We start from the raw sequence: 26,504 nt of genomic DNA on the forward strand, positions 1-26,504 counted from the left end.
TGAGATTTATACTCAAACTACTTCAAAACCAACTTTTGAAGTAGTTTGAGTATAAACACAAAAAAGGGGCATCTTATGAAGGCAAATGATAAAAAACAAGTTATAATCTTAGGATTGGGAAACTGCCTTGAATTTTTGTCCTCTCATAAAGGCAAATCCTTTAGGATCCAAATTATAAACAGAAATCAAAAAGCTGCTGCCATGTTGATTAGAAAACTCTTGCCATTACTTTTTTGCATCTCCACCTTTTGTTCTGAGCCCACCGGAACTTACGGCCCTTGTAAAAAAGCGGGATCAGATGCCACCCCAATAAAAGTCATTGAAGAACAAATCACCGTAAATGGACAGACCTCAAAAGTTTTCGGAATTGAACCTAACGTTATCTATAAAACAGAAGGAGGATGTTTCAATACCGTCGTTGAAAACCAAACCTCTGTTCCCACCACTCTTCATTGGCACGGCCTCATCGTCCCTGTAAAAGAAGATGGTGTTGCCTATGTCACGCAACCTCCGATCCCTCCTGGAAAGTCGCAACCTTACAACTTTGAAGTCGTTCAAGCAGGAACCTTCTGGACCCATTCGCACTATGGACTCCAAGAGCAAAAGCTCATGGCTGCCCCTCTCATTCTTCTCTCTAATGAAAAAGAGCGTTACAAAAACATTATCCTCTTTTTTGAAGCGTTCTCTTTCAAAAGTATCGATACCATTTGGCAGGACTTGCGAAAAGAGTTTGTAGAGATGGCTGCAATAAAAGGGGCCAACTGGGCTCCCTCACTCAATGAAAAGATGAGTCCATTTGGAGCTGAAGACCTGAATGATGTAGACTTTGATGCTTTTCTCACCAATAGAAAAACCTTAGATAATCCCCCAATTTATATAGTCAATCCAGGAGAAACTGTTCGCTTAAGACTGATCAACGGCTCAGTTGGAAATGGATTCCATATCTCACTTGGAGATCTCAAAAGCGAAGTCATTGCTGTTGATGGAAGTGACATCGAGCCCATTCATCATAACCATTTTCCTCTCGCGACTGCGCAAAGAGTTGACGTCCTCGTCACCATCCCTGAAATAGAAGGAGCGTTTCCCATTCTAGCTCAAGGCCAGGGAACAAACATGGTGACAGGAGCTATTCTAAAAACACCGAATGCAGAAGCTCCTAAACTCTCTACTACAACTAAAACAACTGTTGGCTCCATTTCCAATTCCTTTGAAAAAGAGCTTCATGCGAAAAACCCTCTTCCTCCAAAAAAACCCGATCGCAGCCTCAATATCAAATTGCAAGGAAACATGAAATACTACGTATGGGCTATCAATGACCATGTGTGGCCCAATGATCAACCGTTATTTGTGAAAGAAGGAGAACGAGTGGAGCTTGTTTTCATCAATGAATCCTCGATGGCTCATCCCATGCATTTTCACGGCCATGTTTTCCAAGTACTTGAAATCGATGGCGACCAGTTTTCAGGCGCCATACGCGACACCATTCTCGTGATGCCCAAACAAACAGTTAAAGTGCAATTTGAGGCCAATAATCCAGGCATTTGGGCACTTCACTGCCACATCTCCTACCACCTTTGGGCAGGAATGTTTACAGTCGTCCAATACGAGGGGTACACTCGTCCCTATTTTCCTAAAAAAGAAATCGTCGACTTTAGCAGGATTTACGGAGGTTATTAATGAACCCAGTCAAACTCAAACACTGGCATCCCTTCACAGGGATTCTTCATTTTTGCATTGCTCTCTTCACAACGATTAACATGTTAACAGGTCTCTTTCTTCCAACTGCATTGTGGGTTCTCCCTCATGGAATTTCTGGAAGCCTTCTAGCACTCACCGTCCTTATTCATTGGATCTGGAGCTTTTGTTACCAAAATAAAGCCATGCTTCACCATCAATTTCCCTATACTAAAGAGCTCAGAAAAACGATTGAGGAAGATTTGAAAAACCTCCTCAAGTTTAAAATCCCTATCCGCGGCCGGCCCGGTGGCCTGCCCGGCATGGTCGAAGGTTTTGGGCTCATAGCCATCACCATCATGAGCCTGAGCGGCCCTTTTCTTTTTGGAAATTACCTTATCCACACAGACCATTTAAGCACCAACTTCTATTGGCTCTTAAATCTCCATGGATTCTTTGCTAATTTTGTCTGGATCTATTGGTGCGGTCATGTAGGTATGGCTCTTCTCACTTTCTACCTTGAGCGAAAAAAATCCATTTAAAATTAAAGAATAACCGCTTCGGCATTAGATGGAAATTGGAAGAGTACAGACAAGGTACAGGTCACCTTGTCAAACGATGACAGCTTCTCGATGATGTGCAATAGGAAAAAAGATAAGAAATCAAAATGTGCTCGGGAAAGGACTCGAACCTTCACGGAGTTGCCTCCAAGGGATTTTAAGTCCCTTGTGTCTACCATTCCACCACCCGAGCGCAGATGGGAAGAGTACAAACTAGTGTACTCTTCCGAGGGGTTATCATTCAAGATCTCAATTAATCTTCAGCTTCTGGAGAAGCAGGAGCTTCTTCTTCAAGCTCAACAATTTTTTCTTCTTCATGTGAAGTTTCATCGAACATTGGAGGAACTTGAGATATGACTTTTTCTTTCGGCAAAAAAGAAAGATCATCTGAAGATTCTCTAGGAAGCTCTTCGACTTTGCCACCTTCTTTAAGCTCTTCAGGGAGGAGAGCTCCTTCGGCTGCTAAGAAATCTTTGTAACGATTGATTTGTTCAGAGATTAAGCTTGTTGGAGGAGGAAGAAGCGTGCGACGAGTAGGAAGAGGAGCATCTGCATCAACTGTTTTTGGAGCAACTCTTTCTGTTGTAACATTCACATTTTCGTCTTTATGAGCAGAGCGGCGACGTCGTGATGCTTTGCCTTTTGATTTCTTTTTATGTTCCTGGGAAACAACTTCTTCTTCCATGTCTTCAATAGGAATATCTTTTTCTCTCCCCTTAGGAGGCGCTTTTCCTCCACCAATTTTAATTGACTTCTCAATCTTAGGTTTCTTAAGAACACTACGCGTTTCGCGTGCTTCAAGAACCTCATAATCAGAAACAGGCAACAAAAATGGCTTGGGTTTTTCTAACGAGCGAAAGAAAAATGATTTTCCAAATGAAACCACTTCCACACTACTGACTTCATGCTCTTCTTGAGAATTTCCGTTACTGTTACGGATAATAAGTTTAAACCCTTCTTTTGGGGTAATAATCGTTTCAATAATTGGCTCGCGTGTAAAGTTCACTGGTACCTTTCCATGTTTTAAAAGTTAATTTTGCAATCTAAAAGAGGAGCGTAAAGCTCACTCTTTTGATGCCATGTACGTGATCAAGTCAAGGAGGCGGTGAGAGTAGCCAATTTCATTGTCATACCATGAGACAAGTTTGAAGAAATTGTCAGAGAGCGCGATTCCTGCATGTCGATCGAAAATTGAGGAGTGAGAGTCTCCGATGAAATCAGATGAAACCACATCTTCCTCAGTATATCCTAGAATTCCTTTCAGGGTTGAATTCGCTTCCTTCTTCATCATGTCACAAATAGTATCATATTTGGTCGATTTAGTCAGCCTAACTGTTAAATCGACTACAGAAACATCGGCTACGGGAACACGAAATGCCATTCCTGTCAATTTTCCTTTGACTTCAGGAAGGCAAAGCGCCACGGCTTTGGCTGCCCCAGTAGAGGCAGGGATGATGTTCATGCAGCCAGACCGCCCACCTCTTAAGTCCTTTTTTGAAGGACCATCATGGACAGGTTGAGTAGCTGTAAGAGCATGAACAGTTGTCATTAGACCTTCTTCGATCCCGAAATGGTCGAGAAGCACCTTAGTGACAGGAGCTAGGCAGTTGGTTGTGCAGGAGGCGTTTGAAACGACTTGATCAGTGCCTGGGTTGTACTTTTCATGATTGACACCCATGACATATGTTGGAACATCTCCTTTGGCGGGCGCTGAAATAACAACCCGCTTTGCACCACCAGCTAAGTGTTTTTTTGCGTCATCTAATTCAGTAAAGAGACCGGTTGACTCAATCACATAATCTGCGCCAAGGTCTTTCCAAGGCAATTTACTCGGGTCTCTTTCTGCAAGCACGTGAGTTTTTTTCCCCTCAACAGAAAATTCTCCCTCTTTACTTTGAATATCTTTCGAAAAGCGTCCATGAATAGAGTCGTATTTTACAAGATAAGCTAAGTTCGGAGCCGGAACGAGATCATTGATTCCGACGATTTCAATGTTATTGAATTTTTCATGAGCTAAGCGAAAAACAGACCGTCCAATTCTTCCAAAACCGTTAATCCCAATACGTATGGCCATAATCGTCCTCTTAGAAAATTCTATTTAAGATTTTTTTATGTTACGAGACTTGAAGAGGAATGTAAAGAGGGATTTTGGCTCCCAATGAGTAACCTAGAGGTACTCAGTAGAATGAGAAAAAACTACAGAATGAGTGAAAGAAGGCTAAAACTCAGGTTGAATAGAGATTGATATGTGGGATTAAAATAAGTGCACTGGAGCATTTACTCCAGTGCATGAAGACTTATCTGATGTATTCGATAATGCAAAGTGGTGCAGTATCGCCATTACGATTGCCCATGCGGACGATGCGAGTGTATCCTCCATCGCGATCAGCAAAACGTCCAGCAAGTTCGTCGAAAAGCTTATTCACGACCTTACGGTCAGTGTTGTAATGAGAGAGATCGCCTTGCTTTACTTGTCTTGCTTCCTTAGGAGTTAGAGGATTGAAGTTGATCATCATTTTAGCAATCGCGGCTCTGCGGCTTGCAAGAGTTCCTCGCTTTGCAAGAGTCACTAATCGATCAGCATGACGTCTAAGCTCTTTTGCCTTCGTCACAGTTGTTTCAATACGTCCATGCTCAATAAGTGATTTAAGCATGTTTGCTATCAAACAACGTCGGTGGGAAGAGGTGCGGCCCAGTTTTAGAGTTTGCTTCCGGTGTCTCATGATTCTTTCCCTGCCTTTTCCTTAAGATATTCGTCTACGATTTCTCTCACGTTATCACGGTTAATTCCGAAACGAGAAAGATCCATGCCAAGGTGAAGGTGCATTTCTTCAAGTTTGGCTTTGATTTCATTGAGTGATTTTTTACCAAAGTTACGGAACTTGAGCATCTCAGATTCAGGCATGACAACGAGTTCAGCAATGGTATTAATGTTCGCTTGTGCCAAGCAATTTGTCGAACGTACAGAAAGTTCAATTTCATTGATACGAAGACCAAGTTTAGACAAGATCTGATCACGATCAGTATCGTACTCGATTTCTTCCTTATCAAAGGAAATTTCTTGGAATTTTAACTCATCAAAAATCTTGAGATGTAGAATTCCAATTTGCGTTGCAAACGTCAGAGCTTCTTGTGGGGAAACACGACCATCTGTTGTCACTTCAAGAATGAGGCGGTCAAAGTCAGTATCTTGGCCAACGCGTGTGTTTTCTACAAAGTAGTTCACTAAGCGCACAGGAGAAAACGCAGAGTCAATAACAATCTCGTCAACAACTTTGTCTGGGAGTTCGTGCCGTTCAGAAGGAACATATCCACGTCCAATAGCAATTTTTAGATCGATACGTTTTCTCATAGGTTTAGTGATCGTAAAGATATGATGATCAGGATTGATCATTTCAAAATTCGATTCACCCATGATATGTTTAAATTTGACAACAAATTGTCCACCACCTGTATCTAGCATGTCTTGAGTGACATCTAAATCTTGTGAAATAATTGTTGGCGCACGCGTATCTTTATTTTCAACGAGAGGAATCTTGCGAAGAAGTGTTCCTTTCAAGTTGAGAATGATATGCGTCATGTCCTCAATAACACCTTCAATTGCAGTATATTCATGAGGAACGCCTTCGATCTTGATAGAGATAATAGAAGGAGCTTCGAGTGCGGTCAACATGATCCGGCGTAGCGCGTTACCCACAGTATGACCAAATCCTCTTTCGAAAGGCTCGGCAATGAAACGGGCAAATGTTTCCGACTTGTTCGCTTCGTCTATTTTAATCTTCGTTGGCAACTCAAACTTGCCATACTTAACGGTCATATTTTTTCTCCTATCAGATCAAATGTTATACTCGACGTCTCTTTCTTGGACGGCAACCATTGTGTTGAACAGGGGTGCGGTCCTTAATCATCGTGATAATCAATCCAGCACTTTGCAATCCCCTAACTGCTGACTCACGCCCAGCTCCAGGTCCTTTGAGATAAACTTCTACTTCTTTTAGGCCATAATTCATGGCAGCCTTCGCTGCATCTTGTGCAGCAACAGTTCCAGCAAATGCAGAAGATTTGCGCGAACCTGTAAAGTTCACTTTTCCAGCAGAACCCCAACCAATGACGTTTCCTGAAGGGTCTGTAATCGAAACAATCGTATTGTTGAAAGTGGCTTTTACATGCGCTACTCCACTTGGCACTGTGCGTGTGATTTTCTTTTTCGACTTGGTCGGCGCTTTTTTGACCATTGAAGGTTTCTTTGCCGCTTTTGAATCTTTTGCCAAAACGTATACTCCTTATTAACCTAAAGCTTGGTTCTTAACCTTGTGGTGCTTTTTTCTTTCCAGCTACTGTTTTCTTCTTTCCTTTACGCGTTCTCGCGTTGCACCTTGTGCGCTGTCCTCTAAGTGGAAGACCTGAGCGATGTCTTGTGCCTCTGTAGCAGTTAATGCTAATGAGTCGCTTGATGTTATTTTGAACTTGTCGTCTTAAATCCCCTTCAACCACGTACTCAGTCTGAAGGATTGCATTGAGCTTTGAAATCTCAGCTTCAGTCAGATTGTGTGCGCGCATGTTGGGATCCAATCCGAGCTTCTCGATCACTTCTTGAGCAAGAGCTCTTCCGATACCATAAATATAAGTTAAGCTGATGGCGAGTCGCTTGTTTCCTGGGATGTCGTTTCCTATTACACGGGGCATAAGTTAAAACCTTTTTTAAACGAGTAGATAAAATGTTACCAAACTATGAGAATCTTTTCAACCTAAGTTATTCTCTTAGAACTTAGGTAGTTTAAAACTCAGAGTTTAGACTCTACCTGTAATTCGTCCTTTCTTCATAAATCCATCATATCGCTTCATCAAGAGATGAGACTCGATCTGTTTTGTCGTGTCGAGAACCACTCCGACGAGGATTAGTAGCGATGTTCCACCAAAAAAATGACTGATAGAAGCATCGACACCTAAAATTTTTCCTACTAAGGTAGGAAGAATTGCAATAAAAGCTAAAAATACTGACCCAGCAAGAGTGATCCTATTCATGGTGGATTCTAAAAACTCTTGAGTCGGCTTCCCTTGGCGAATGCCTGGAATAAAGGCTCCATTTTTCTTCATATCTGAAGCGATTYGTTCTGGGTGAAACTGAGTAGCTGTCCAAAAATAGGTAAAAAACATGATGAGGAGCACAAACAATGTAGTGTAAACCCAGCTTCCTGGAGAGAGCCACATGACAACATTCGAAAGCCAATTTCCTCTGCCGATAAACTGTGCAATTGTCGCAGGAAACATAAGGAGAGAGGAAGCAAAAATAACTGGAATCACACCGGCATAATTGACTTTAAGTGGGATGTGAGAACTTCCACCTTGGGTCTCATGCCGCCCAACAACTCGTCTTGCATACTGCAAAGGAATTTTTCTCGTTCCTTGAATCACTAAGATGGTTCCAATAATGATCAAGACGAAAACAATTGATAAGATCACAATCGATGAAAAAGTGAGTTGACCAGGCTCTTGCGAGTCTAAGTTAAGTTGGCTGACAATCGATCCTAATGTCATCGGGAGAGAGGCCAAGATACCAATCGTGATAATTAAACTAATTCCATTTCCAATGCCTCGCTCAGTGATTTGCTCTCCAACCCACATGAGAAAGAGTGTTCCAGCAGACATGGCAAACATAATAACTAAGTAAAAAAGCCATGGGAATCCCCCAATCTGTACATTGATGAGCTGATCAACAATTACACCCGGGTGGGCAACGTTAAGACTGAGTGCGTATTTTGCCAAGAGTGCAGATTGGAAAAGAGCAAGAAATACTGTCGCAATTCGAATCATTTTTCCCATTTTGCGCTTTCCCGCTTCGCCATTTTCTCGAATTTCACGTTGCATAGAAGGAACAACAGCAACAAGAACTTGCATGATAATAGAGGCAGAGATGTAGGGCATCACCCCTAAGGCGATGATGGTCATCTTCGCAAAGGCTCCACCAGAAAAAACGTCAACGAGTTGTAGCAGGTTTTGCCCTCCGCCAGTCATTTGACGAAAGATCTGAACAACTTCATCTCCATTGATTCCAGGGACTGGAATGTAAGCTCCAATACGGCAAACCAGAAGCATTGCGAGTGTAAAGACGATCTTCTGTTTGAGTTCGGGTAATGCAAAAACTCTTTTGAGAGCTGCTATCATGAAAGGGCTCCAGCTTCGGCGTTCATCGAAGGATTCATTCTACTTGACTCGTTTGAATTCTATCCCTTTTTCTTCTAATTTGCGAACCGCAGCTTTAGAAAAAGCATCAACTTCGATAACGAGTTTCTTTTCGAGCTCGCCATTTGCCAAAATTTTTATTCCGCCTGTTGCACGTCGCACAGGGAAACCTTTCTTCAGAAGCGTTTCGCGGTTGACTGTTTCCCCTTCCTCAAAATGTTCATTGATCCGGTTTAGGTTGATAGCAAAAACCGGCTTTTGAAAGCGAGTATTTGGAAACCCTCTTCCTGGAAGCTTCTTGAAAAGTGGCAACTGTCCACCCTCTTTTCCTGCTCGAGTTTTATAACCTGAACGGGACTTATCCCCTTTGTGTCCGCGGCAAGAGGTTTTACCTTTGTTTGATCCAGGACCACGACCAACGCGTTTGGTCCCTTGCTTTTTGCGATGAGTGTTTTTTAGTTCAGATAACTTCATGCTTCAATTCCTCTTGCAGCTAACGTTTCTTTGCGATTTTTCAATTCGCTAAGAGCTTTAAACGTTGCATAAACTTGGTTAATGGGATTGTTACATCCAAGACTCTTTGCAACAACATCTTTAACACCACCGATTTCAAGGACAGCACGGACTTGAGATCCTGCAATGACTCCTGTACCTTGCTTTGCGGGCTTGAGTAAAACGCGTGCACCGTCCCATTCAGAAATGATTTCATGTGGAATTGTGGTTTCATCGATCTCAAAATCTAAGATGTTCTTACGAGATGTCTCACCTGCTTTGCGAATGGCATCAGCAACTTCGTTAGCCTTGGCAAAACCAACGCCAACTCGACCGTTTCCATCGCCAACGATGACGAGTGCAGAAAAACTAAACTTACGTCCACCCTTCACCACTTTCGAACAGCGGTTAATGAAGAGCACTTTTTCTTCAAATTCGGTTTCGAAATCCTCTTGTCGTTTTGTCTTATTCTTAGCCATGGATGTTCCTTAAAATTTTAACCCATTTTCGCGCGCTGCATCGGCAAGCTCAGCGATGATCCCATGGAACTTAAAACGTCCACGGTCAAACACAACGTGCTCAATATTTTTTTCTTTTGCTAGCTCCGCGAGTTTTGCTCCAACAAAGCGCGCACCTTCTTTGGACTTTTTCTGTCCTTTGGCACCTTTCGATAGTGTACTAAATCCAACGAGCGTGATACCTGCTTCATCATCGATAATTTGACCACCAATATGCTTATGCGACTTGAAGATACAAAGGCGTGGTCTATCTGGTGAACCGCGCAGCTTCTTTCGTATGCGTTGCATCCGCTTCTTACGTATGATAGTTCTCTTTCTGATTTGATTCATCATTGCTTATTTTCCTTTAGCTGTTTTACCCGCTTTCTTACGAACATACTCGCCAACGTATCGAACACCTTTACCTTTATATGGCTCAGGCGGACGCACTGCTCTGACATTTGCTGCAAACTGACCTACACTCTGCTTATCCATTCCAGAAATCGTAATGAGAACACTTTTTTCAATAGCAACTGTCACATCCGATGGGATTTTGAGTTGGTAAGGATGCGAATAACCAAGTGAGAGATCTAAAACATCGCCTTTAACCGCCGCTCGATATCCCACCCCAATTAAACTGAGTTGCTTTTCAAATCCGTTCGAAACCCCGATGACAGCATTATTGATCAATGAGCGAAATAATCCATGACGTGGTTTTGGAAGCCCTGACTTCTCGTCATAAAGAACTGTTGCATTCCCTTCTTCGACTTTGACATCGATGCCATGAGGAATTTGAACAGTCTGTATCCCTTTGGGGCCTTTTACCTGTACCTCTCCCTTTGAAACAGTAATTTCTACTCCTTTGGGGAGAGCGATGGGAGTCTTTCCTAGTCGTGACATTCAATTCTCCGATTGTTCTAATTTTACCATACCAGGCAGAGGAGTTCTCCTCCGACCTTCATTTCTCGGGCCTTTTCCCCATCGACAATTCCTGTCGGTGTCGAGAGAATTGCTGTTCCCAAACCACTTAAAACTTTGGGGATGTCATTATAACCAACGTAACGTCTAATTCCGGGTCGTGAAACACGCTTCAATCCGTGAATGACAGACTCTCGTGTTTTCTTTTCGTATCTTAAGAAAACACGAATGGCATGTTTCTTTTCATTAGCAATTGAACTAATGACAAACCCTTTATCTTTCAGAACATCGACAATTGCTTGATTCATTTTGCTAAATCTCACATCGACATATTTGTGCTTAGCATCTTTTGCGTTGCGAATGCGAGTTAAGAGATCTGCTACTGTATCGCTCAGCGCCATTGATATTCTCCTATTGTTTACGCTTAAATGGAAGGCCAAGCTGCGTGAGGAGCTCTAGGCACTGTTCTTCGTTTCCAGCAGAGGTTACAAATGTGATATTCATTCCCTGTTCACGCTTGACTTCATCTAAATTGAGCTCTGGAAAAATCTGCTGATCTGAAATTCCGAGCGAATAGCTTCCTCTTCCATCTCCTTTTTTCTCAAACCCTCTAAAGTCACGAATGCGAGGACAGACAATGTTTGCGAAACGATCGAAGAATTCATACATGCGAATTCCTCGAAGGGTCACCTTTAGTCCAATTGTTTGTCCCTCTCGAAGTTTAAAGTTTGAGATGGATTTTTTAGCTTTTGTCATGATGGGCTTTTGGCCTGAAATAAGTGACAACTCTTTCATGCTGTCTTGCATGGCATTTTTGTCTTTAAGTGCTTCTGCAACTCCCATGCTGATGACAATCTTCTTCAGCATTGGAATACACATGTTATTGCTTAGAGAAAACTTTTCCTTTAAAGCTTCTCTAATTTCTTCTACGTATTTCTTCTTTAACCTTGACATGACGCTTAACTTTTAACCGATTTTTTTAATGTTCTATGCGAGGTTTCTTTTCCGTCTTCAACACTCACAAGTTCTTTGTTGCCTTCTTTGTCCATTTTCACTTTGAGCTTCAGCTTTTTACCCTCTGCACTGCAAAGAGCTACATTTGAAATATGGATAGGCATTTCCATGCTAACGATTTCTGATTTGCGGTTTTGATCGCGGCTCTTTGTGTGGCGCTTTCTGACGTTCACACCTTGAACGATGATGCGATCTTCTCGACGTGCAATGACTTCACCAACTTTTCCATTGTCATTTCCTGCAATGACCAGAACTTTATCGCCTTTTTTGATCCATTTATTCTTCATCGCTTCCTCTACTTAAATGACTTCTGGTGCTAATGAGCTAATTTTTAAAAACCCACGATCACGCACTTCTCTCGCTACTGGTCCAAAAATACGTGTTCCCTTTGGATTTTGTTTATCATCGATGATCACACAGCTGTTATCGTAAAATCGAATCATCGAACCATCTTTTCTTCGGATATAACTCTTGGACCGAACGATGACGGCTTTGATAACATCACCTTTTTTAACACTTCCTTTAGGATCGGCTTCTTTTACAGAACATACAATGACATCACCAACAGTAGCGTATCGTCTACGAGTTCCTCTAAGCACTTTAAAGCATTTAACGCGTTTAGCTCCGCTGTTGTCGGCAACTTCTAGCTGGGTTTCTTGTTGAATCATCTTTTATTACTCACTTGGCTTACGTTCATTAACGGTTACGACAGGACATCCACGACAATCCAACGCTTTAACTTCGACAGCGGGCGTGTTTCCTGAATGCGAACGCGTTTTCCTACTTCTAGGTCTCCTTTCTCATGATGAGCGTAGTACTTTCTTCCTCTATGAATGACTTTTTGGTATCGTGGATGAGGATAGGTACGTTCTACCATGACTGTCACGGTTTTGTTCATCTTGTTAGAGACAACAACACCTTCTCGAGTCTTTCTTTGCGTTTCTTTTTCCATAATTTTTTAAGCTCCCTTAACTTGTTTCTGCCGTAAAACCGTCAAAATTCGTGCTCTATCCCTCTTTTTTTCTTTTAGCAGATGTGGCTTATCCAGTTTTCTTGCAAGTTTGAGTTCGTTCAAGAGTTCGAAGATTTCACGGGATAGGTCTTCGTATTGAGCTTCAAGTTCTTCTACAGATTGATTGATCAAGTCTTTTGCTTTTAACATACTTTCTTCACCTAAACTTGTTCCATGCGTTCAACAAAACGAGTACGAAAAGGAAGCTTTGCAGCTGCTTTTAATAAGGCTGTTTGGGCTTCTTCTCTCGTTACGTTTGCAACTTCGAAGAGAATTCTTCCTGGAAGTGCAACAGCAACCCAATGGTCAGTTCCACCTTTTCCTTTACCCATTCGTGTTTCCGCTGGTTTTTTTGTGATCGGTTTGTCTGGAAAAATGCGAATCCAAACCTTTCCTTTACGGCTAAAGTAACGGTTAATCGCAACACGACAGGCTTCGATCTGTTGATTAGTAATCCGTCCTCGCTCGAGAATCTGCATACCGTAGTCACCAAACTGCACAAATTGACCTGCTTTGGCTTTGCCTCTCATGGTCCCTTTTTGCTGCTTGCGAAACTTTGGCTTCGATGGAATAAGTGCCATTGTGCTTACGACTCCTTTCTCACTTCTTAGTTGTTTTGATCGCCTTTATTAATCCAAACTTTGACGCCAATTGACCCATATGTAGTCTCGGCTCTTCCAGTTGCATATTCAATATTTGCACGGAGAGTATGGAGAGGAATTCTTCCTTCTTTGTACCACTCTGTGCGAGCAATTTCTGCTCCTCCAATACGGCCAGAAACTGCGACTTTAATTCCAGCAGCTCCTGCATCCATAGATGCTTGTATCGCTTTTTTCATGACTCGACGGAAAGCAACGCGTCTTTCAAGTTGTTTTGCAATCGCGTCTGCAACGAGCTTTGCATCTAAATCTGGTCTCTTGATCTCAGCAACTTCGATCCAAATGTCTTTTCCGGTGAGCTTTTTAAGCTCTTGTTTCATGACTTCGATTTCAGCTCCCTTTTTCCCAATCACAAGACCAGGTCTTGCAGTATGGAGAGTCACTTCAATCTTTTCACTCATGCGTTTAATTTTTATTTGTGATGTTCCAACACAACATGGCTTCTTGATGAGGAAGTTGCGAATCACCAAATCTTCTTGGAGAAGAGAGCCAAACTCTTGCTTGTTTGCAAACCAGACGGACTTCCAGTTTTTCTTTAGTACAAGTCTAAATCCAGTTGGGGATGTCTTTTGTCCCATTCTTCATTGCCTCTATTTATGCTTAAGTTCCTACAACAACGGTAAAATGACTCATGCGCTTCATAATTGGCACTCGTCCACCGCGACTTTTCGATTTGGCCCGCTTCATTGTAGGACCTTCATCAACTCTAATTTCTTTAATTCTTAAGTCTCTACGCTGCACACTAAATTGTGTTTCTGCATTTGCAACAGCGCTATTTAAAGTCTTTTGCAAGAGACGTCCTCCTTTTAAATTGGAAAACATCAATTGTGTGAAGGCCTCTTCGACTTTCATTCCACGAATTAAGTCTGCAGCTAGTCTAGCCTTTCTTGGGCTAATTCTGACGTATTTCGTTTTTGCGCGTGCTTCCATCATGACTAGTGCCTACCTTATTTCTTAACTGGGTGTCCTTTGAACAATCGAGTGGGTGAAAATTCCCCCAATCGGTGTCCAACCATATTCTCTGATACGAAGACGGATATAAACTTTCGTCCGTTGTGGACTTCGAAAGTATGGCCAATCATATCAGGTATGATCATCGAACGTCTCGACCAAGTTTTAATTGCTTTTTTTGACCCTTCATCGTTCTGCTTTTTCACTTTCATCAATAGATGGTGATCAACAAAAGGTCCTTTTCTTAGCGATCTTGCCATAAATTCCTCTATTTCTTCCGACGATCTTTAACGATTAACTTCTTCGATTTTCTCTTAGAACGTGTACGAAACCCTTTTGTCTGCATTCCCCATGGAGTTTGTGGAATATATCCGTTATGTTTTCCTTCGCCACCACCATGTGGGTGATCAACTGGATTCATTGCAGTTCCACGAACTGTTGGGCGAAATCCTCGCCAACGGTTTCTTCCTGCTTTACCTTCTACACGTAGTGTCCACTCTGAGTTCGAAACAGCTCCGAATGTCGCTCTGCATGTTTCTTTCACCATACGGACTTCACCCGAAGGCATTTTAAGAGTGGCATATCCACCACTTCGCGCCATCAACTGAGCTGATAAACCTGCCGACCGGACAAATTTCGCTCCTCTGCCAGGATACATTTCAATATTGTGAACAACGGATCCAAGAGGCATGTTCTTAAGAGGCATTGAGCATCCTGTTTTAAATGGTGCTTTTTCACCAGATAAAACTAGATCTCCCTGCTTGAGCCCTTCTGGAGCAATAATGTACCGTTTTTCACCATCTCTATAGTTGAGAAGTGCGATGTGAGCGCTTCTGTTAGGATCATATTCAACAGACGCTACTCTAGCTTCGATACCATCTTTATCTCTTTTAAAATCGATAAGACGGTAAAAGCGCTTATGACCTCCGCCACGGTGACGGCATGTGATCCGTCCATGATGGTTCCGACCATTTGTACGCTTCTTCGCAACAAGCAATTGCTTTGTCGGTTTCACTGTTTGGTGTGTCTTTCCAATTCGAGTGAGTTCACCATTGCTGGGCAGTACTGTCTTTCTTTGTCCGGGTGTTATGGGGCGAAATTTCTTTACCATTCCAGTTTAACTCCTAAGCTTACGCGCCTTCATCGATTGTATCACCTTTGTCAAGTGTCACGATGGCTTTTTTGACACCTGAACGGTACCCTAAACGCCCTCTTACACGACGTTTTTTGGGTTTGACGTTAATCGTATTCACTTTCTTCACTTTGATTTTTTTCTCAGCGTAGATCGTTTCAACAGCGTGAGCGATTTCTGCTTTGGTTGCATCTTTGTCGACAATGAAAACAAATTTTGGGCTTTCACAGCGCGCGATGCTACGGTTACTTGCAGTATGTTGTAGCTGTTCAAGAACAGTTGTTTTCTCTGTTACATATCGACTTCGGATAACTCGGTAGGGGCCTCGTTTGTTCATTATTTACTACTCCCTAATGCTTGCATCAATTGATCTAATGCGGATTCTACGACGACCAATTCTTGAGTGTTAATCACATCATATCCACTAATCCCTTCAACAGGCATAAAGCTTGTTTTAGGAATGTTACGTGTGCTGAGGTAAAGTTGTGCACGACTTTCTTTCTCTTTGTCAGAAGCTCCGCTTAAGAAGAGAATCTTTTTACCGTCGATGCCAATCCCTTTTAAAAGCTCTGCAACTTGTTTCGTTTTTGCTTCTTTAAGCAATTCAAGTTTAAGTACACGCACATTACCTTCTTTGATCTTTTCAGCAAGAAGGAATTGGATAGCTAAACGTCGCTCTTTGCGGTTTATGCGAACATGTTGATCGAACTTAGGCTTTGGTCCAAACACAGTTGCACCGCCTCTGTATTGCGCTGCTTTAATAGTTCCTTGGCGGGCTCGGCCAGTTCCTTTTTGTGGGTGAGGTTTTGCATTCGAGTGGTTGATTTCAGATCTTCCTTTTGTGTTGGCGCTCCATTGACGGCGATTGTGTCTTAGCGCTACAAGGTAATCTTTAATCATTTGCGAATTCGCTGAAACGTCTAGAAGTTTATCGTCTATATCGACGGCTCCAACTTCTTTTCCTTTCATGTCATATGTCTTTAGCTTCGCCACTGCCTGTTACCTATCATTTATGTTTTTTCTTGATTGACTTCCTAATATAAACAAGGCTATTCCGCGATCCTGGAACAGCCCCTTTAACGAGTAGCACGTGTTTTTCAGCATCGATTTTTACAATCTTTAGATTCATTGATGCTACACGCTTAGATCCCATGTGACCTGCCATACGTCTTCCTGGCAGGCAACGACCTGGTGTACTCCGCATCCCTGTTGAACCTGCAGTTCTATGAAAACCAGATCCGTGAGCGGCGGGTCCACCGGCAAAACCATGCCTTTTTATAACCCCTTGAAATCCTTTTCCTTTAGAGGTGCCGATAACATCAACAAACTCTGTGTCTGAAAAGTACTCAAGTCCAATCTCTTTCCCAACTTCGAATTCTTCAAGGTTTTCAACGTGAGATTCAAGAAGATGACGTCTTGGCTCGACTTTTGCTTTTGCAAAATGGCCAACGAGAGGTTTTGTAATGTTTTTCTTTTTCGAATCGGGAACTTTGATGCCACCAAGTTGAATTGCTTGGTAACCGTCTTTTTCTTGATTCTTGAGTTGGACGACAACGTTTGGTTCCGCCTCAATGACGGTGCACACAATCAGATTTCCGTTTTCATCAAAAACCCGGGTCATTCCTTTTTTCTTACCGAGTAAGTTCAGTGACATAGTTTCCAATCCTTATACAGTTCAATCGATCTATCGATGCATTTTGAAAATCGTGTTAGATCATATCTGACTCGCCCATTTTATTTGGAGCGAAAAAGAGCCCTTACCGAAATCTCGAGTTTCGATTAAATGACTCGCCTATTTTGGCTAAAGCGAACAGGCTATCAAATCGCTCTATTTTGTACAATCAAAATTTATTCAGGCGAGTTTTCCAGTGTTAAATTACTCACTTAAAATGTTTGCTTACTGGATGATGAGTCAAGATATTGCTCGATTTCCTTGTCCACTTTCCTATCTGAAAGATAGGCAATACTTACAAACGAGACTAAAATGGCGATGAAAATAGCGATTAATATCCATTCGCGATCTGTCAGTTTTTCGACATTATCCATAAGTATGATTTGACTTCGACTTGTGTAATGTTAAAGATTTAATGCGCTCTTGTTTGGTATCTCCCCAACGCCACTCATACGATTTGGAAGCGATATCAAAGAGAAGGCTTGAAAAATGAAGTTTGCGGAGTAAACTGCGCGAGCAGCTTGCTCCAAAGGTCAAACTTCCCATCCCCAAGACCATACAAGATAAATAAAGCATATGTGAGATAAGCAGGAGCTTCATATAGGCCCTTTCTTCTTTTTTCTCTTCTCCTCGAGCCCGATACAGGAGCTCACTGTCAATGAGGACCGCATAATTGTAAAGAATGATCTTGGCAACATAATAAATTTTTCTTAACCGAGACAACGTGGGTAAGGGAATTTCAAGGTAGCCTCTCTCGCTCAACCAACAAACAAATTCAACGGTATTGCTACAAATTGAAACGGTCGAAAACCAAGGAGAGTCTTCCTGATTTAAATTTTTTCTTTGCACCATTTCTTGGATGCGCTCTGCTTCCAAAACAAGAAATGGAAGTTTGATTGCTCCCGCTAATCGGTCAAAAATGTACGATAGAGGGACCGGACCTTCATCTTGCGAGGGCATCACGTGAACGGGTAAGAAAGTCTTATCAAAAAATTCAGGAAGTAGTACTCCAGTATGAAGAGGAGGACAGTCTAAAGGAAGATACATCTCCTTACCCTTTGCTATCTAAATAGGATCGTATACTATGTGAAACAGCTGCAGACGTTCTCCAGAATCGATGTAGGGTAGGAGTCATACTTCTTAGACCATAGAAATAAGCTAGTCCTTTAAAAAAATCTGTCGAAAACTGCGCAAGATCTGCAATCATCTCACATAAATTTTTACTCCACTCAACTTTGAGGCTGGGCTCACCCAAACCTTCGTGCCAATGGAGAGCTTTATATTCGGTAGGAGCATGATAAATTAAATAATTGTCGTAAACCTTTTGCGAAAAATCTATGAGGTTTGCAAGACATGCAAATGTTGAGGCTGTAAAGGCAAGCCCTTCAACACAAGGAGATAAAACGACAACACCAATCCACCCCAAGCATTCAAGAGCAGCAGCTGTTTCACTGAAAAAATGCAAAATTTCGATGACGAGAGTGGTGATCCGATAGGCTGACTCATCCTCGATGAGTTGAGAGCATCTTTTTTGTATCCATCCCAGACGGGATAGTGGTAGAGCTAGGCTTATGGCACGATCAACATCTGCAAAAAAAACTTCAAATTGTTCAAGCTTAAGTGTCGCATGAACGATCGTGATCGTCTTTTGGCCAAAAAATTCGCGCAACCAACCAACGCTTGTTTCTGCAAGACGAACAGCATCTCGGCTCCCCAAAAAATGATTGATCATCACGTGAGCAGCCTTTTGTTTAGTTCAATATAACGGTTAAGATATTCCTCGGAAAAATGTGAAACGAGAGAACACCCTGTTGCAAAAGCAAAGCATCCTAACAAACACCACGATTGGTTTTCTATGATATAGCGTATTCCACTGAGCTGAGAATTTTTTGAGAGCAAAATGGTAAGACCAATGATTTTTATGGCAAAAATAGAAATGTAGGTCATCATATCCATGATGTCTCGGAATTTTTCGACTGAGAATAAGTACTGCCGAGCTTCAATGTTTACTTTTTCACGGTTTTCAGTCGGTTTTCCTAAATCGATCCAATTCATGACACTTTTTCTAAAATAGACCGTTCCCCCTAAAACTCCTCCGGTAAACTTGAGGGAGTCAATAGACTCAAACTGAATAGCCTTTCGGTTATAGAGTTCAGTTAGCAACAGAGTTACTGAAGAAAAAGCCCCCATCCACTTAAACAAGCTTTCTTGAAACTTCGTTTCCATCAACTTTTCAACGGCAATTTTAACCGCACTTACACAATCATAAACCCGCCAGTAGTTACTCGCAGAGATCAGAGCTTTACTTAATGTATTGAAGTGGACATAAGAAGACCATTCATAGGAAAATTTGCGTTCAAATTCATGACTTAATGAGCTGATGCAGGAGAGATAAAGAAGAAAACAGCGTTGATAGTCTTTTTCTCGTGGATCAATGTATCTCAACGTGCCTTCCCACCAAAACTGGACTGAAAATGAAGGATAGTTTACAGCGGGCAACGACATATTGAGCTCTACTTAGGTGAGAAGTATTCGACAGCTATGTTTCCAAGAATGCATGCAGAAGCCCCTGTTCCCCAGATGTTAAACAGCAGCCCAGGCATGTGTTTTTTTGGTTCAATCACATCTTTAAAGAGGGTTTTGCACCCCCCAAAAAAGTTAAGTTGAATGGTACAAACATAAGCAACAAGCATGAGCATATGTCCTAGCCATTCGAAACGGGCTTTTTTCAATTCATCCTCAGATTTAATTGGACGGTAGACAAGCTTCACAAGGTCCCTGACACGTATGATGATATCAAGCAGGGCGGCTGTTGCCCCTAAGAAGTTTTTTGCTAACCCCAATCCTCGAATATAAGGAGTTAATACAATGACCCCAAACATTGCAAGACAACGCATGCTAGCAAATGAGTCCGAGGCTGTTTTTATGGCATGCCTTATCCCTTCAATCGTGAAGACCCGAGCCAGACATTTTTCTGGAAAATCGAGAACTTCACCAAGAGCTTTAATGATGTAAATTTGATTATCGAGAGGCTTCAGTAGATTTGTGCTTAATGCCTTAACATCGAGCTCATATCCCAAAGCAGTAAAGGAGGTTTTTTGCGCAATTTCTTGAAACCAAAGACATGCGCCGTTTAGTAAACGCAAAACTTGACGACTTCCTATTGCGACAGAGCACGCAAAATTGACGGGTCCTTTGATGTCGATTGCTAAGAGATTTGTCATGCTTCCTCCTTTAATTGATCCAATTGCAAACCATAATAAGTCGAAGCAATGGCTGCAGCTGTAAAAGTCACATACGCTCCGAAAAGTAAATCTTTTTTATGAGCAGCAATAAATTGCATTATGCGCCCCGCTCCGTTTAAAGCATAAATAGCAGAAAAAAATCCTATGATTTTTGCGACTAAGATGCAGATAGTGATTGTATGATCACACATTTTTTGCTTGGCATACTGCTCGCGGTAGGATTCTCTTTTAGATTCTTCGATTTCCAAACCAACTCCACTCCTATCTTCATTCCACTCGGTATACAGTGTGTGAGAAAACCCAATGCCTCCTGCTAAGGATCCCGCAATCTTCCATTTGTGGATGTTCATTCCTTTTAAAGCTCCAAAGTCTACAAGAGTTTCAAAAAGATTGACCAGACTTGAGAAGGTCTTACAGGCGTAAGGAGCAGTCTTTTTGGCAATATTAAAGGCCTCAGATTGCCCACCCTTTGAAGTGAGATCGAGCACTGTAAAGAGTGGCCATCCACAAGAGACCATGCGACTGCTACTTTGAGCAAGTTCTACGATATCCCAGTAGTCGCAAAGTGATGAGATGGTATCTCCAAGTTGCCAAAAATTAATAATGCGTTCCCCAAGATGGATTCCATTTTGAAACTTTCCCGCAAGGAGACAAAAACATCCTAGAATGAGCAGGGGCAAACGCTCGTAGTCCCCGTCTAAGTCTTTATAATTTCCAGCTATTATTTTCGCTTTATCTGACCCTTTAACCAGGGCATCAATGACTGAAATTGGAGAGACGCCGTCTATCATAGAAACCTCTTTATCTCCCGCTTTAATGGGAAAAAGATTATAACGGCATATTTAATTAATGTAAAATAGATAAACCCCTCTCTTAATGAGAGAGGGGTAACTAACATTATGAAGGTGTACGAATATATTCGATCGCAGAATATCCAAGTGCTGAGAGTGAAGCACATGTACCCCAGAAATTGAAGACTGCTTCTGGTATCTGATTATCAGCATCAATAACATCATTGAACGCAACAGCACATCCACCAAAGAAATTAAGCTGAATTGAGAAAATTTGAGTTACAATCATGGCAACACTTGCTAGCCACTGCAACGCTTTGTCACGCTCTTCAGCATTTGTTGCGCAAGGTTTACTCGATAGCTTATAGATATCGTGAATACGACATGCAATTTCAAGTACACCTGCTCCCACGGCAAAGCCATTTTTCATTAAGCTAAGAAACTTCATGTAAGGGCTAAGAAACACAAAACCAAATGCTGCTAAGCAACGAAGCCCTGCAGATGAATCCCCAATCGTTTTAAGAAGATGTTGGGTGGCTTTTAAAACAGAACCGACATCATTTCTATCCAAACGTGTCCAACATTTATCTGGAAGTGCAAACGCTGCTGCTATTCCCTTAACAATATAAATCTGGTTATCGAGAGGTTTAAGCCAATTCTTACTAATCGCAGCTGTATCAAGTTCACAACCTAGAAATGCAAAATGGGTTTTACCTGTAATCTCGTTAGCCCACCCACAAGCTGAGTTAAGTAAGCGGATCGCAGAACGTCCACCGATAACTTGGTCGGAGAAGAAATCATAAAAACTTTTTTCTACTTTTGTCATTTTTCACTCTTCCCTTTATGTTGCTTTGTTTTCAACTTTGAATGCTCGCATTTGCTCTCCATAAAAATGGGTTCCAAGAACACCACCTATAAATGTCGCAAACGACGTTAAGAGAAGATCTCCTTTACGATCAGCAATAAATTTGACCACATTTGCTGTCCCATAAAGTGCATGAGCCGCAGCGCAGAACCCGATGACTTTCATTGCTAAAATAGACGCTGTAATCATCGTGCCATAAAACTCTTTCCACGCATGTTGCGCTTTATACATGTCTTGTGCTGCTTTTTTGACGTCTTTAAGATCTTCAGGATCTTTCAACTCTGTCGAGAGATTAGTATACAGAAGTTTTCCGTAAGCAAGCGCTCCAAGACCAGACCCGAAGAACTTCCATTTATGAATATTCAGGCCTTTGAGTCCTCCAATGTCAACCATCATTTCAACGAAATTGACAAAATTTGAGATTGTTTTCGCCGCAAAAAGAGAAATGTCTTTCGCTGCTTCAAATGCCTGTAAGCGTCCTTCATTCGTTGTTAAATCCAACTTTGAAAAGACAGGCCAGAGAGCAGCCGTTGCCTTTCCAGCACTCTTGACTGTGTCAACAATTTCCCAGTAATCAGTTAAATTGGACATTTTGCCACCAAGCTTTCCAAAGTCGACAACGCTTCCCCATTCAAATCCACTAAAGCTTTCCAACTTACTGGCAAGGAGAAAGATGCATCCCAAGGCAAGCAAAGGAATCCGTTCGAAATCATCATCTTTTCGATTTTTAAAAAAGTTTTCACAAGCCTGATAGGTGAAAAGCGGTACAGGCGTCACTTTATCTGCCATTTTGATACCCCACTACAATTATGCACAAAACGGCAGAATTATAGGCTGCACCCTTATTAATGTAAAGAAAGTAATAAGGCATTACTCTCTAAAGAAAAACATCAAAAATAAATTTTAAATTCAATTTATGCCAACTTTGGCTTTTAAAAATATCCATAGATATAGCTGGATATCTTATAAACTAGAAAAACAGCTCCTAAGAGAAAAACAACTTGGATGAAAAGAACTCTAGGATCACTGACTTTTGCAGAAGTAGGCTTAGTTCCTAAAGGAGTTACTTCGCCTCAAACATTAGGTTCGCAATAAATATTTTTCAACTTAGACTCCAGAGTGCTCTCAGCCACAAACTGATTCCAAAGTTCTTTTGGAAACTCTACATCTTTAAATTCGCGCAATCCTAAATCATCCTTTTTGAAAAATTCTTTCATCGTAAGATGCGTAGTACTATAGGAGCTCAAACTTTCCTTTTGCGGATTATAGACCTCGACAATCAAGTGATCTTTTGAGTAAACGACAAGAAAGAGCAAATGTGCTTTCAAAGAAGTTTCATTCCCCCCAAAATAGCGAACTGACCAATCTTGTCCATTGCTTTTCAACAATCCATAAGGTGCGTTTAATTGAGGGAGATTTCTAGGAGCAAAATTATCTGGATAAAGATAAAGCTTCTCTAAGCTTTCGTATATTTCTGTTGGTAAATAATCTTTGACCTTGGGAAGTTCAGTGGCCATAGAAATGCCCTTATAAAATTTTATTCATGGATTATAACCCATGGCTAACAAAGAGACGAATGAAAATTATTTTCGAATTTGAGGGGGATTAGGGTAACCACGTAAAAAATCTTCTATTGCCATCCGCTTCTTACCTTCGAGTTGAACTTCAAGCAGTTCTAAGGCATCAGATCCACAGGCAAGGACCCAATTTGTTTTATCGTATTGGACGGTTTCACCTGGGAAACCTTGGTGATTTTTTGAGACGCGGCTACGGAGGATTTTGAGCCTTTTAGGTTGCCCATTGATTTCAACAATACACCAAGCTCCTGGCTTGGGACTAAATGCACGAATCCGATTGTGCAACACAGTTGCAGCTTCTGTCCAGTTCATTTCTGCCATAGAGGGATCAATCTTTTTGACGTAAGTTGCTTGGCCGTGATCTTGGGGAGTCTTAACAATCGTTCCTTTTTCAAAAGCATCGATCACTTCAAGAAGAGCTTCGCAGCCAGCTTGGCAAAGGGCTGACTCGAGCTGCTCAAGGTTCATGTCAGCGGGAATGGGAACAATTTTTTGCGAGATGATATCACCCGCATCCATTTTAAGAGCCATCTCCATAATCGTCACCCCTGATTCCGTATCCCCATTGAGGAGGGCAAATTGCATGGGGGCTGCGCCACGGTACTTGGGGAGAAGAGAAGAATGGACGTTGATGCAGCGCAGACGTGGCATGCGAAGGAGATTTTCTTTCATGATTTCGCCGTAGGCAACAACAATGAAGAGATCGGCATTGTAGGAGCGTAACCGCTTAGCGAAGGCCGGATCAGAGGCTTCTTCAGGTTGATACAGTGGGATCGAAGGATATTTTTTAAGAGCAACTTCTTTAACGGCTGAGAACGCTGGTTTGCCCGAGCGGCCTTGAGGTTTATCGGGCTTGGTAACAATGGCTGTCACCTCAATGCTGTGATCAATGAGATACGTTAAGACGTTTGCTGCAAAGGGAGGGGTTCCAAAAAAGACAACTTTCATTCTTCTAAGAGATCTTGGTACTCACCGATCTCTTCATCATTCGAGTGAGTGACACCTTGCAATCCAATGAGACCTCGTTTTGATGTGCGACAAAAATTAAGCCAATGTTCAATTGGCTTACTTTTATTGATGCTTTTCTCTATCTGCTCTAGGGCTTCATCTAGATGATACCCGGAGCGATACGTCAGTCTAAATGCTTGCGAGAGATCTTTTCTCATCTCATACCGAAAGTTGTGACGCTTGAGACCAATAAGGTTGAGTCCACCAAGTCGGTAGGGAACTCCTGCCCCTAATGTAAAGGGGGGAATGTCGTTTGTAATGCGACTTAAGCCTCCAACCATAGCATAACTTCCCACGCGGACAAATTGATGAATGGGGGTCATACCTCCAATAATGGCAAAGTCTTCGACTATCACATGTCCAGCAAGCATGGCGCCATTCGCCATGATAACGTGGTTTCCAATTTCGCAGTTATGTGCGATATGGCAGTAAGCCATGATCAGACAGTTATCGCCAACTGAAACGGTAGTTCCTTCTTGACATGAAGAGTTGATTGTAACGAACTCACGGATTTCACAGTTTTTTCCGATAGTTACAAAGGTCTTTTCACCCTGAAATTTGAGATCCTGCGTTTTTGTACCGATACTGGCGCTGGGGTAAATGACTGTCCCGTCGCCAATTGTCGTAAACCCATCGATATAAGCATGCGATTTGATGACTACATTATTGCCAATTGTCACATTCCCTTTGACAATCGCGTAAGGTTCGATTGTGACATTATTTCCAATGATTGCGCCGGGTTCAATGATCGCTGTAGGGTGAATGTTAGACATGCATTTCCATGGTTAATGTTAATTTCAATGTACTATTTATGCCTTTTTTGGTCATGTGTTTAAATCTGATCTTTTTCGCGAAGTGCAAATCCAATTTCTGCTTCTGCTGCAAGTTGATCATTCACGAACGCACGTGCTTGAACTTTACCACCTCTCGACCCAAAGTGGATCCCTTGTGCATGCAAATAAAGGACATCTCCGGGAAGAACAGGACGGCGAAACTTGGCTTGATTGACATTGAGTAAAACAGCTGTCTTATCTTTATAACCTTTTTCATGAATTAAAATTCCACCAACTTGTGCAAGAGCTTCTAAAATCAAAACTCCTGGCATAATCGGTGCATTTGGAAAGTGCCCTTGGAAAAATTGCTCATTAATCGTTAGACACTTCAAACCAATGATGTAATTATTCTCGAGATCAAGTTGGATAACGCGATCTACAAGCAAGAATGGGTACCGATGCGGTAATATCTTGGAAATTTCTTTGATATTAAACACGGTTGGATGTTCAGAGGACTGAGCAACCATCTAACGATTCTCCATCTTAAAGTTATTTACCAATTCTTTGGCAAATGAAGTGTTTGAAAAATGTCCTGAGCGGATAGCAATAATATGCGCAAGAAAGGAATCTCCGACGAGAGATAAATCTCCGATTAAATCGAGTATTTTATGCCGGACCATTTCATCACGATACCGCACACCTTCAGGGTTTAAGATTGAATCACCTTTAATAATAACGGCATTATCAAGGCGTCCCCCTTTAATGTTCCCCTTTTCTATGAGTGGAACGACTTCTTCGTACAATGAAAATGTTCGAGCTGGTGCAATTTCTTGCTTATACGTTTCTTCGTTCACGTGCACAGTGTAAAACTGAGATTTGAGCAGCTCGCTATTTGGGTAGTTGAGCGTATAGCTAATGCGAAATTCATCTGCAGGGAGTGCAACTAGATGCACATCTCCTTTGGACCAGAAAACAGGTGCATGTAAATGGTATACCTTTTTGGTTGCAGTTTGTGAAAGAACTCCAGCTTTTTGAACCATGTCAACAAAAGCCAAGGCGCTTCCATCACAGCTAGGAACTTCTGGACCATCGATCTCAATGATAACATTATCTAGGTCAAAAGCTTTCAAGGTAGAGAGAATATGCTCGACTGTTTGAATTTGAAATTCGCTGTTTCCTAAAATCGTGCAGCGAGGTGTCTCTAAGACATTCTCAACGTTAGCTGCAAGGATGGGTTTATTTGGAAGATCCATTCTTTGGAATAATATCCCCGTCCCTTCTGGAGCAGGACGTAAAGTAAGCTCTGTCTTCGCCCCTGTAAAAAGACCGATTCCACCCATGGAAACAGGTTTTTTCAGCGAACGTTGATGCTTACGAGAAGAAGACATTTCATCAGGAAGTGACATAGGGCCTCGGTCAAATAATCAGATGTTATTGAAGTTGGACTGTTTACTTCTCCCAAGATTATAGGGACAGACGTT

General features: G+C 41.9%; 40 protein-coding genes and 1 tRNA gene. 2 read left to right on the forward strand and 39 right to left on the reverse strand.

From position 1 onward, the window contains the following. The first annotated feature begins 201 nt into the window (after window positions 1–201). A complete protein-coding gene (locus SNE_RS10670; RefSeq protein ID WP_158307245.1) occupies window positions 202–1,677 on the forward strand; it encodes a multicopper oxidase family protein in 1,476 nt (491 codons plus the stop codon). Next, on the forward strand, window positions 1,677–2,216 hold the full coding sequence (locus SNE_RS10675) for a cytochrome b/b6 domain-containing protein (RefSeq protein WP_013944446.1): 540 nt from the start codon (window positions 1,677–1,679) through the stop codon (window positions 2,214–2,216). Before SNE_RS10670 ends, SNE_RS10675 begins: the two co-directional genes overlap by 1 nt. Window positions 2,217–2,344: 128 nt before the next feature. Here the strand turns inward: SNE_RS10675 and SNE_RS10680 are convergent. The 39 genes from SNE_RS10680 to lpxC form a co-directional block, all read right to left on the reverse strand. Continuing rightward, window positions 2,345–2,427 (reverse strand) — tRNA-Leu (locus SNE_RS10680). A 60-nt stretch (window positions 2,428–2,487) separates the two neighbouring features. Continuing rightward, window positions 2,488–3,240 carry a hypothetical protein gene (locus SNE_RS12475; RefSeq protein ID WP_013944447.1) on the reverse strand — a complete coding sequence of 251 codons (753 nt, stop codon included), beginning with the start codon at window positions 3,238–3,240 and terminating at the stop codon, window positions 2,488–2,490. A 57-nt stretch (window positions 3,241–3,297) separates the two neighbouring features. After that, window positions 3,298–4,302 carry a type I glyceraldehyde-3-phosphate dehydrogenase gene (gap, locus tag SNE_RS10690; protein WP_173361973.1) on the reverse strand — a complete coding sequence of 335 codons (1,005 nt, stop codon included), beginning with the start codon at window positions 4,300–4,302 and terminating at the stop codon, window positions 3,298–3,300. A 229-nt stretch (window positions 4,303–4,531) separates the two neighbouring features. Further along, window positions 4,532–4,957: a 50S ribosomal protein L17 gene (rplQ, locus tag SNE_RS10695; protein ID WP_013944449.1), complete on the reverse strand. Its 426-nt coding sequence runs from the start codon at window positions 4,955–4,957 to the stop codon at window positions 4,532–4,534. After that, window positions 4,954–6,051, reverse strand: a complete 1,098-nt coding sequence (locus SNE_RS10700) for a DNA-directed RNA polymerase subunit alpha (protein ID WP_013944450.1) — start codon at window positions 6,049–6,051, stop codon at window positions 4,954–4,956. Before SNE_RS10700 ends, rplQ begins: the two co-directional genes overlap by 4 nt. Before the next feature lie 25 nt (window positions 6,052–6,076). Further along, window positions 6,077–6,469 carry a 30S ribosomal protein S11 gene (rpsK, locus tag SNE_RS10705; protein WP_041419493.1) on the reverse strand — a complete coding sequence of 131 codons (393 nt, stop codon included), beginning with the start codon at window positions 6,467–6,469 and terminating at the stop codon, window positions 6,077–6,079. A gap of 70 nt (window positions 6,470–6,539) precedes the next feature. Further along, window positions 6,540–6,920, reverse strand: a complete 381-nt coding sequence (rpsM, locus tag SNE_RS10710) for a 30S ribosomal protein S13 (RefSeq protein WP_013944452.1) — start codon at window positions 6,918–6,920, stop codon at window positions 6,540–6,542. A 105-nt stretch (window positions 6,921–7,025) separates the two neighbouring features. Continuing rightward, a complete protein-coding gene (secY, locus tag SNE_RS10715) occupies window positions 7,026–8,396 on the reverse strand; it encodes a preprotein translocase subunit SecY (protein ID WP_408020855.1) in 1,371 nt (456 codons plus the stop codon). 42 nt (window positions 8,397–8,438) lie between these two features. After that, window positions 8,439–8,891, reverse strand: a complete 453-nt coding sequence (rplO, locus tag SNE_RS10720) for a 50S ribosomal protein L15 (protein WP_013944454.1) — start codon at window positions 8,889–8,891, stop codon at window positions 8,439–8,441. Beyond that, window positions 8,888–9,388 (reverse strand): 30S ribosomal protein S5, encoded by a 501-nt coding sequence (gene rpsE, locus SNE_RS10725; RefSeq protein WP_013944455.1) that lies wholly within the window; start codon window positions 9,386–9,388, stop codon window positions 8,888–8,890. The genes rplO and rpsE overlap by 4 nt, the downstream gene beginning before the upstream one ends. A gap of 9 nt (window positions 9,389–9,397) precedes the next feature. Beyond that, window positions 9,398–9,757, reverse strand: coding sequence for a 50S ribosomal protein L18 (gene rplR / locus SNE_RS10730; protein WP_041419494.1), 360 nt, complete (start codon window positions 9,755–9,757; stop codon window positions 9,398–9,400). A 6-nt stretch (window positions 9,758–9,763) separates the two neighbouring features. Beyond that, window positions 9,764–10,306 (reverse strand): 50S ribosomal protein L6, encoded by a 543-nt coding sequence (gene rplF / locus SNE_RS10735; RefSeq protein WP_013944457.1) that lies wholly within the window; start codon window positions 10,304–10,306, stop codon window positions 9,764–9,766. Between the two features lie 23 nt (window positions 10,307–10,329). Continuing rightward, entirely contained in the window at window positions 10,330–10,725 is a 396-nt protein-coding gene (rpsH, locus tag SNE_RS10740) for a 30S ribosomal protein S8 (protein WP_013944458.1), read from the reverse strand. Between the two features lie 10 nt (window positions 10,726–10,735). Beyond that, the gene (gene rplE, locus SNE_RS10745; protein WP_013944459.1) at window positions 10,736–11,278 is read right to left on the reverse strand and encodes a 50S ribosomal protein L5; all 543 of its coding nucleotides are present in this window, start codon (window positions 11,276–11,278) and stop codon (window positions 10,736–10,738) included. 5 nt (window positions 11,279–11,283) lie between these two features. Further along, a complete protein-coding gene (gene rplX / locus SNE_RS10750; protein ID WP_013944460.1) occupies window positions 11,284–11,625 on the reverse strand; it encodes a 50S ribosomal protein L24 in 342 nt (113 codons plus the stop codon). Window positions 11,626–11,637: 12 nt separating this feature from the next. Then, a complete protein-coding gene (rplN, locus tag SNE_RS10755; protein WP_013944461.1) occupies window positions 11,638–12,006 on the reverse strand; it encodes a 50S ribosomal protein L14 in 369 nt (122 codons plus the stop codon). Window positions 12,007–12,041: 35 nt separating this feature from the next. Continuing rightward, window positions 12,042–12,290, reverse strand: a complete 249-nt coding sequence (gene rpsQ / locus SNE_RS10760) for a 30S ribosomal protein S17 (protein WP_013944462.1) — start codon at window positions 12,288–12,290, stop codon at window positions 12,042–12,044. A gap of 6 nt (window positions 12,291–12,296) precedes the next feature. Then, entirely contained in the window at window positions 12,297–12,500 is a 204-nt protein-coding gene (rpmC, locus tag SNE_RS10765) for a 50S ribosomal protein L29 (RefSeq protein WP_013944463.1), read from the reverse strand. Between the two features lie 11 nt (window positions 12,501–12,511). Further along, a complete protein-coding gene (gene rplP / locus SNE_RS10770) occupies window positions 12,512–12,931 on the reverse strand; it encodes a 50S ribosomal protein L16 (RefSeq protein WP_013944464.1) in 420 nt (139 codons plus the stop codon). Between the two features lie 26 nt (window positions 12,932–12,957). Beyond that, on the reverse strand, window positions 12,958–13,587 hold the full coding sequence (rpsC, locus tag SNE_RS10775; RefSeq protein ID WP_013944465.1) for a 30S ribosomal protein S3: 630 nt from the start codon (window positions 13,585–13,587) through the stop codon (window positions 12,958–12,960). Between the two features lie 22 nt (window positions 13,588–13,609). Beyond that, window positions 13,610–13,939 (reverse strand): 50S ribosomal protein L22, encoded by a 330-nt coding sequence (rplV, locus tag SNE_RS10780; protein ID WP_013944466.1) that lies wholly within the window; start codon window positions 13,937–13,939, stop codon window positions 13,610–13,612. Window positions 13,940–13,956: 17 nt separating this feature from the next. Then, window positions 13,957–14,220 (reverse strand): 30S ribosomal protein S19, encoded by a 264-nt coding sequence (rpsS, locus tag SNE_RS10785; protein WP_013944467.1) that lies wholly within the window; start codon window positions 14,218–14,220, stop codon window positions 13,957–13,959. Between the two features lie 8 nt (window positions 14,221–14,228). Then, the gene (rplB, locus tag SNE_RS10790; protein ID WP_013944468.1) at window positions 14,229–15,071 is read right to left on the reverse strand and encodes a 50S ribosomal protein L2; all 843 of its coding nucleotides are present in this window, start codon (window positions 15,069–15,071) and stop codon (window positions 14,229–14,231) included. 19 nt (window positions 15,072–15,090) lie between these two features. Next, complete coding sequence (gene rplW, locus SNE_RS10795) at window positions 15,091–15,429, reverse strand: 50S ribosomal protein L23 (protein WP_013944469.1); 339 nt, start codon at window positions 15,427–15,429, stop codon at window positions 15,091–15,093. Continuing rightward, a complete protein-coding gene (rplD, locus tag SNE_RS10800) occupies window positions 15,429–16,085 on the reverse strand; it encodes a 50S ribosomal protein L4 (RefSeq protein ID WP_053225358.1) in 657 nt (218 codons plus the stop codon). Before rplD ends, rplW begins: the two co-directional genes overlap by 1 nt. Window positions 16,086–16,098: 13 nt before the next feature. Further along, the gene (gene rplC / locus SNE_RS10805; RefSeq protein ID WP_013944471.1) at window positions 16,099–16,746 is read right to left on the reverse strand and encodes a 50S ribosomal protein L3; all 648 of its coding nucleotides are present in this window, start codon (window positions 16,744–16,746) and stop codon (window positions 16,099–16,101) included. 230 nt (window positions 16,747–16,976) lie between these two features. Beyond that, window positions 16,977–17,138: a hypothetical protein gene (locus SNE_RS13250; protein WP_013944472.1), complete on the reverse strand. Its 162-nt coding sequence runs from the start codon at window positions 17,136–17,138 to the stop codon at window positions 16,977–16,979. After that, entirely contained in the window at window positions 17,131–17,811 is a 681-nt protein-coding gene (locus SNE_RS10810; RefSeq protein ID WP_013944473.1) for a hypothetical protein, read from the reverse strand. Before SNE_RS10810 ends, SNE_RS13250 begins: the two co-directional genes overlap by 8 nt. Window positions 17,812–17,815: 4 nt before the next feature. Next, window positions 17,816–18,496 carry a hypothetical protein gene (locus tag SNE_RS10815; RefSeq protein ID WP_013944474.1) on the reverse strand — a complete coding sequence of 227 codons (681 nt, stop codon included), beginning with the start codon at window positions 18,494–18,496 and terminating at the stop codon, window positions 17,816–17,818. Continuing rightward, window positions 18,496–19,269, reverse strand: a complete 774-nt coding sequence (locus tag SNE_RS10820; RefSeq protein ID WP_013944475.1) for a hypothetical protein — start codon at window positions 19,267–19,269, stop codon at window positions 18,496–18,498. The genes SNE_RS10815 and SNE_RS10820 overlap by 1 nt, the downstream gene beginning before the upstream one ends. A gap of 8 nt (window positions 19,270–19,277) precedes the next feature. Continuing rightward, window positions 19,278–19,988 (reverse strand): hypothetical protein, encoded by a 711-nt coding sequence (locus SNE_RS10825; protein WP_013944476.1) that lies wholly within the window; start codon window positions 19,986–19,988, stop codon window positions 19,278–19,280. Next, entirely contained in the window at window positions 19,985–20,800 is an 816-nt protein-coding gene (locus SNE_RS10830; protein ID WP_013944477.1) for a hypothetical protein, read from the reverse strand. Before SNE_RS10830 ends, SNE_RS10825 begins: the two co-directional genes overlap by 4 nt. A gap of 106 nt (window positions 20,801–20,906) precedes the next feature. Next, the gene (locus tag SNE_RS10835; RefSeq protein WP_013944478.1) at window positions 20,907–21,626 is read right to left on the reverse strand and encodes a hypothetical protein; all 720 of its coding nucleotides are present in this window, start codon (window positions 21,624–21,626) and stop codon (window positions 20,907–20,909) included. 15 nt (window positions 21,627–21,641) lie between these two features. Beyond that, on the reverse strand, window positions 21,642–22,454 hold the full coding sequence (locus SNE_RS10840) for a hypothetical protein (RefSeq protein ID WP_013944479.1): 813 nt from the start codon (window positions 22,452–22,454) through the stop codon (window positions 21,642–21,644). A 284-nt stretch (window positions 22,455–22,738) separates the two neighbouring features. After that, entirely contained in the window at window positions 22,739–23,182 is a 444-nt protein-coding gene (locus SNE_RS10845) for a hypothetical protein (protein ID WP_013944480.1), read from the reverse strand. A 66-nt stretch (window positions 23,183–23,248) separates the two neighbouring features. After that, window positions 23,249–24,190 (reverse strand): methionyl-tRNA formyltransferase, encoded by a 942-nt coding sequence (fmt, locus tag SNE_RS10850; RefSeq protein WP_013944481.1) that lies wholly within the window; start codon window positions 24,188–24,190, stop codon window positions 23,249–23,251. After that, window positions 24,187–25,023, reverse strand: coding sequence for an acyl-ACP--UDP-N-acetylglucosamine O-acyltransferase (gene lpxA, locus SNE_RS10855; RefSeq protein WP_013944482.1), 837 nt, complete (start codon window positions 25,021–25,023; stop codon window positions 24,187–24,189). Before lpxA ends, fmt begins: the two co-directional genes overlap by 4 nt. Window positions 25,024–25,082: 59 nt before the next feature. Next, the gene (fabZ, locus tag SNE_RS10860) at window positions 25,083–25,550 is read right to left on the reverse strand and encodes a 3-hydroxyacyl-ACP dehydratase FabZ (protein WP_013944483.1); all 468 of its coding nucleotides are present in this window, start codon (window positions 25,548–25,550) and stop codon (window positions 25,083–25,085) included. Next, entirely contained in the window at window positions 25,551–26,429 is an 879-nt protein-coding gene (gene lpxC / locus SNE_RS10865; RefSeq protein WP_013944484.1) for a UDP-3-O-acyl-N-acetylglucosamine deacetylase, read from the reverse strand. Window positions 26,430–26,504: the final 75 nt, after the last annotated feature.

This window comes from Simkania negevensis Z, assembly GCF_000237205.1.
Classification (GTDB): domain Bacteria; phylum Chlamydiota; class Chlamydiia; order Chlamydiales; family Simkaniaceae; genus Simkania; species Simkania negevensis.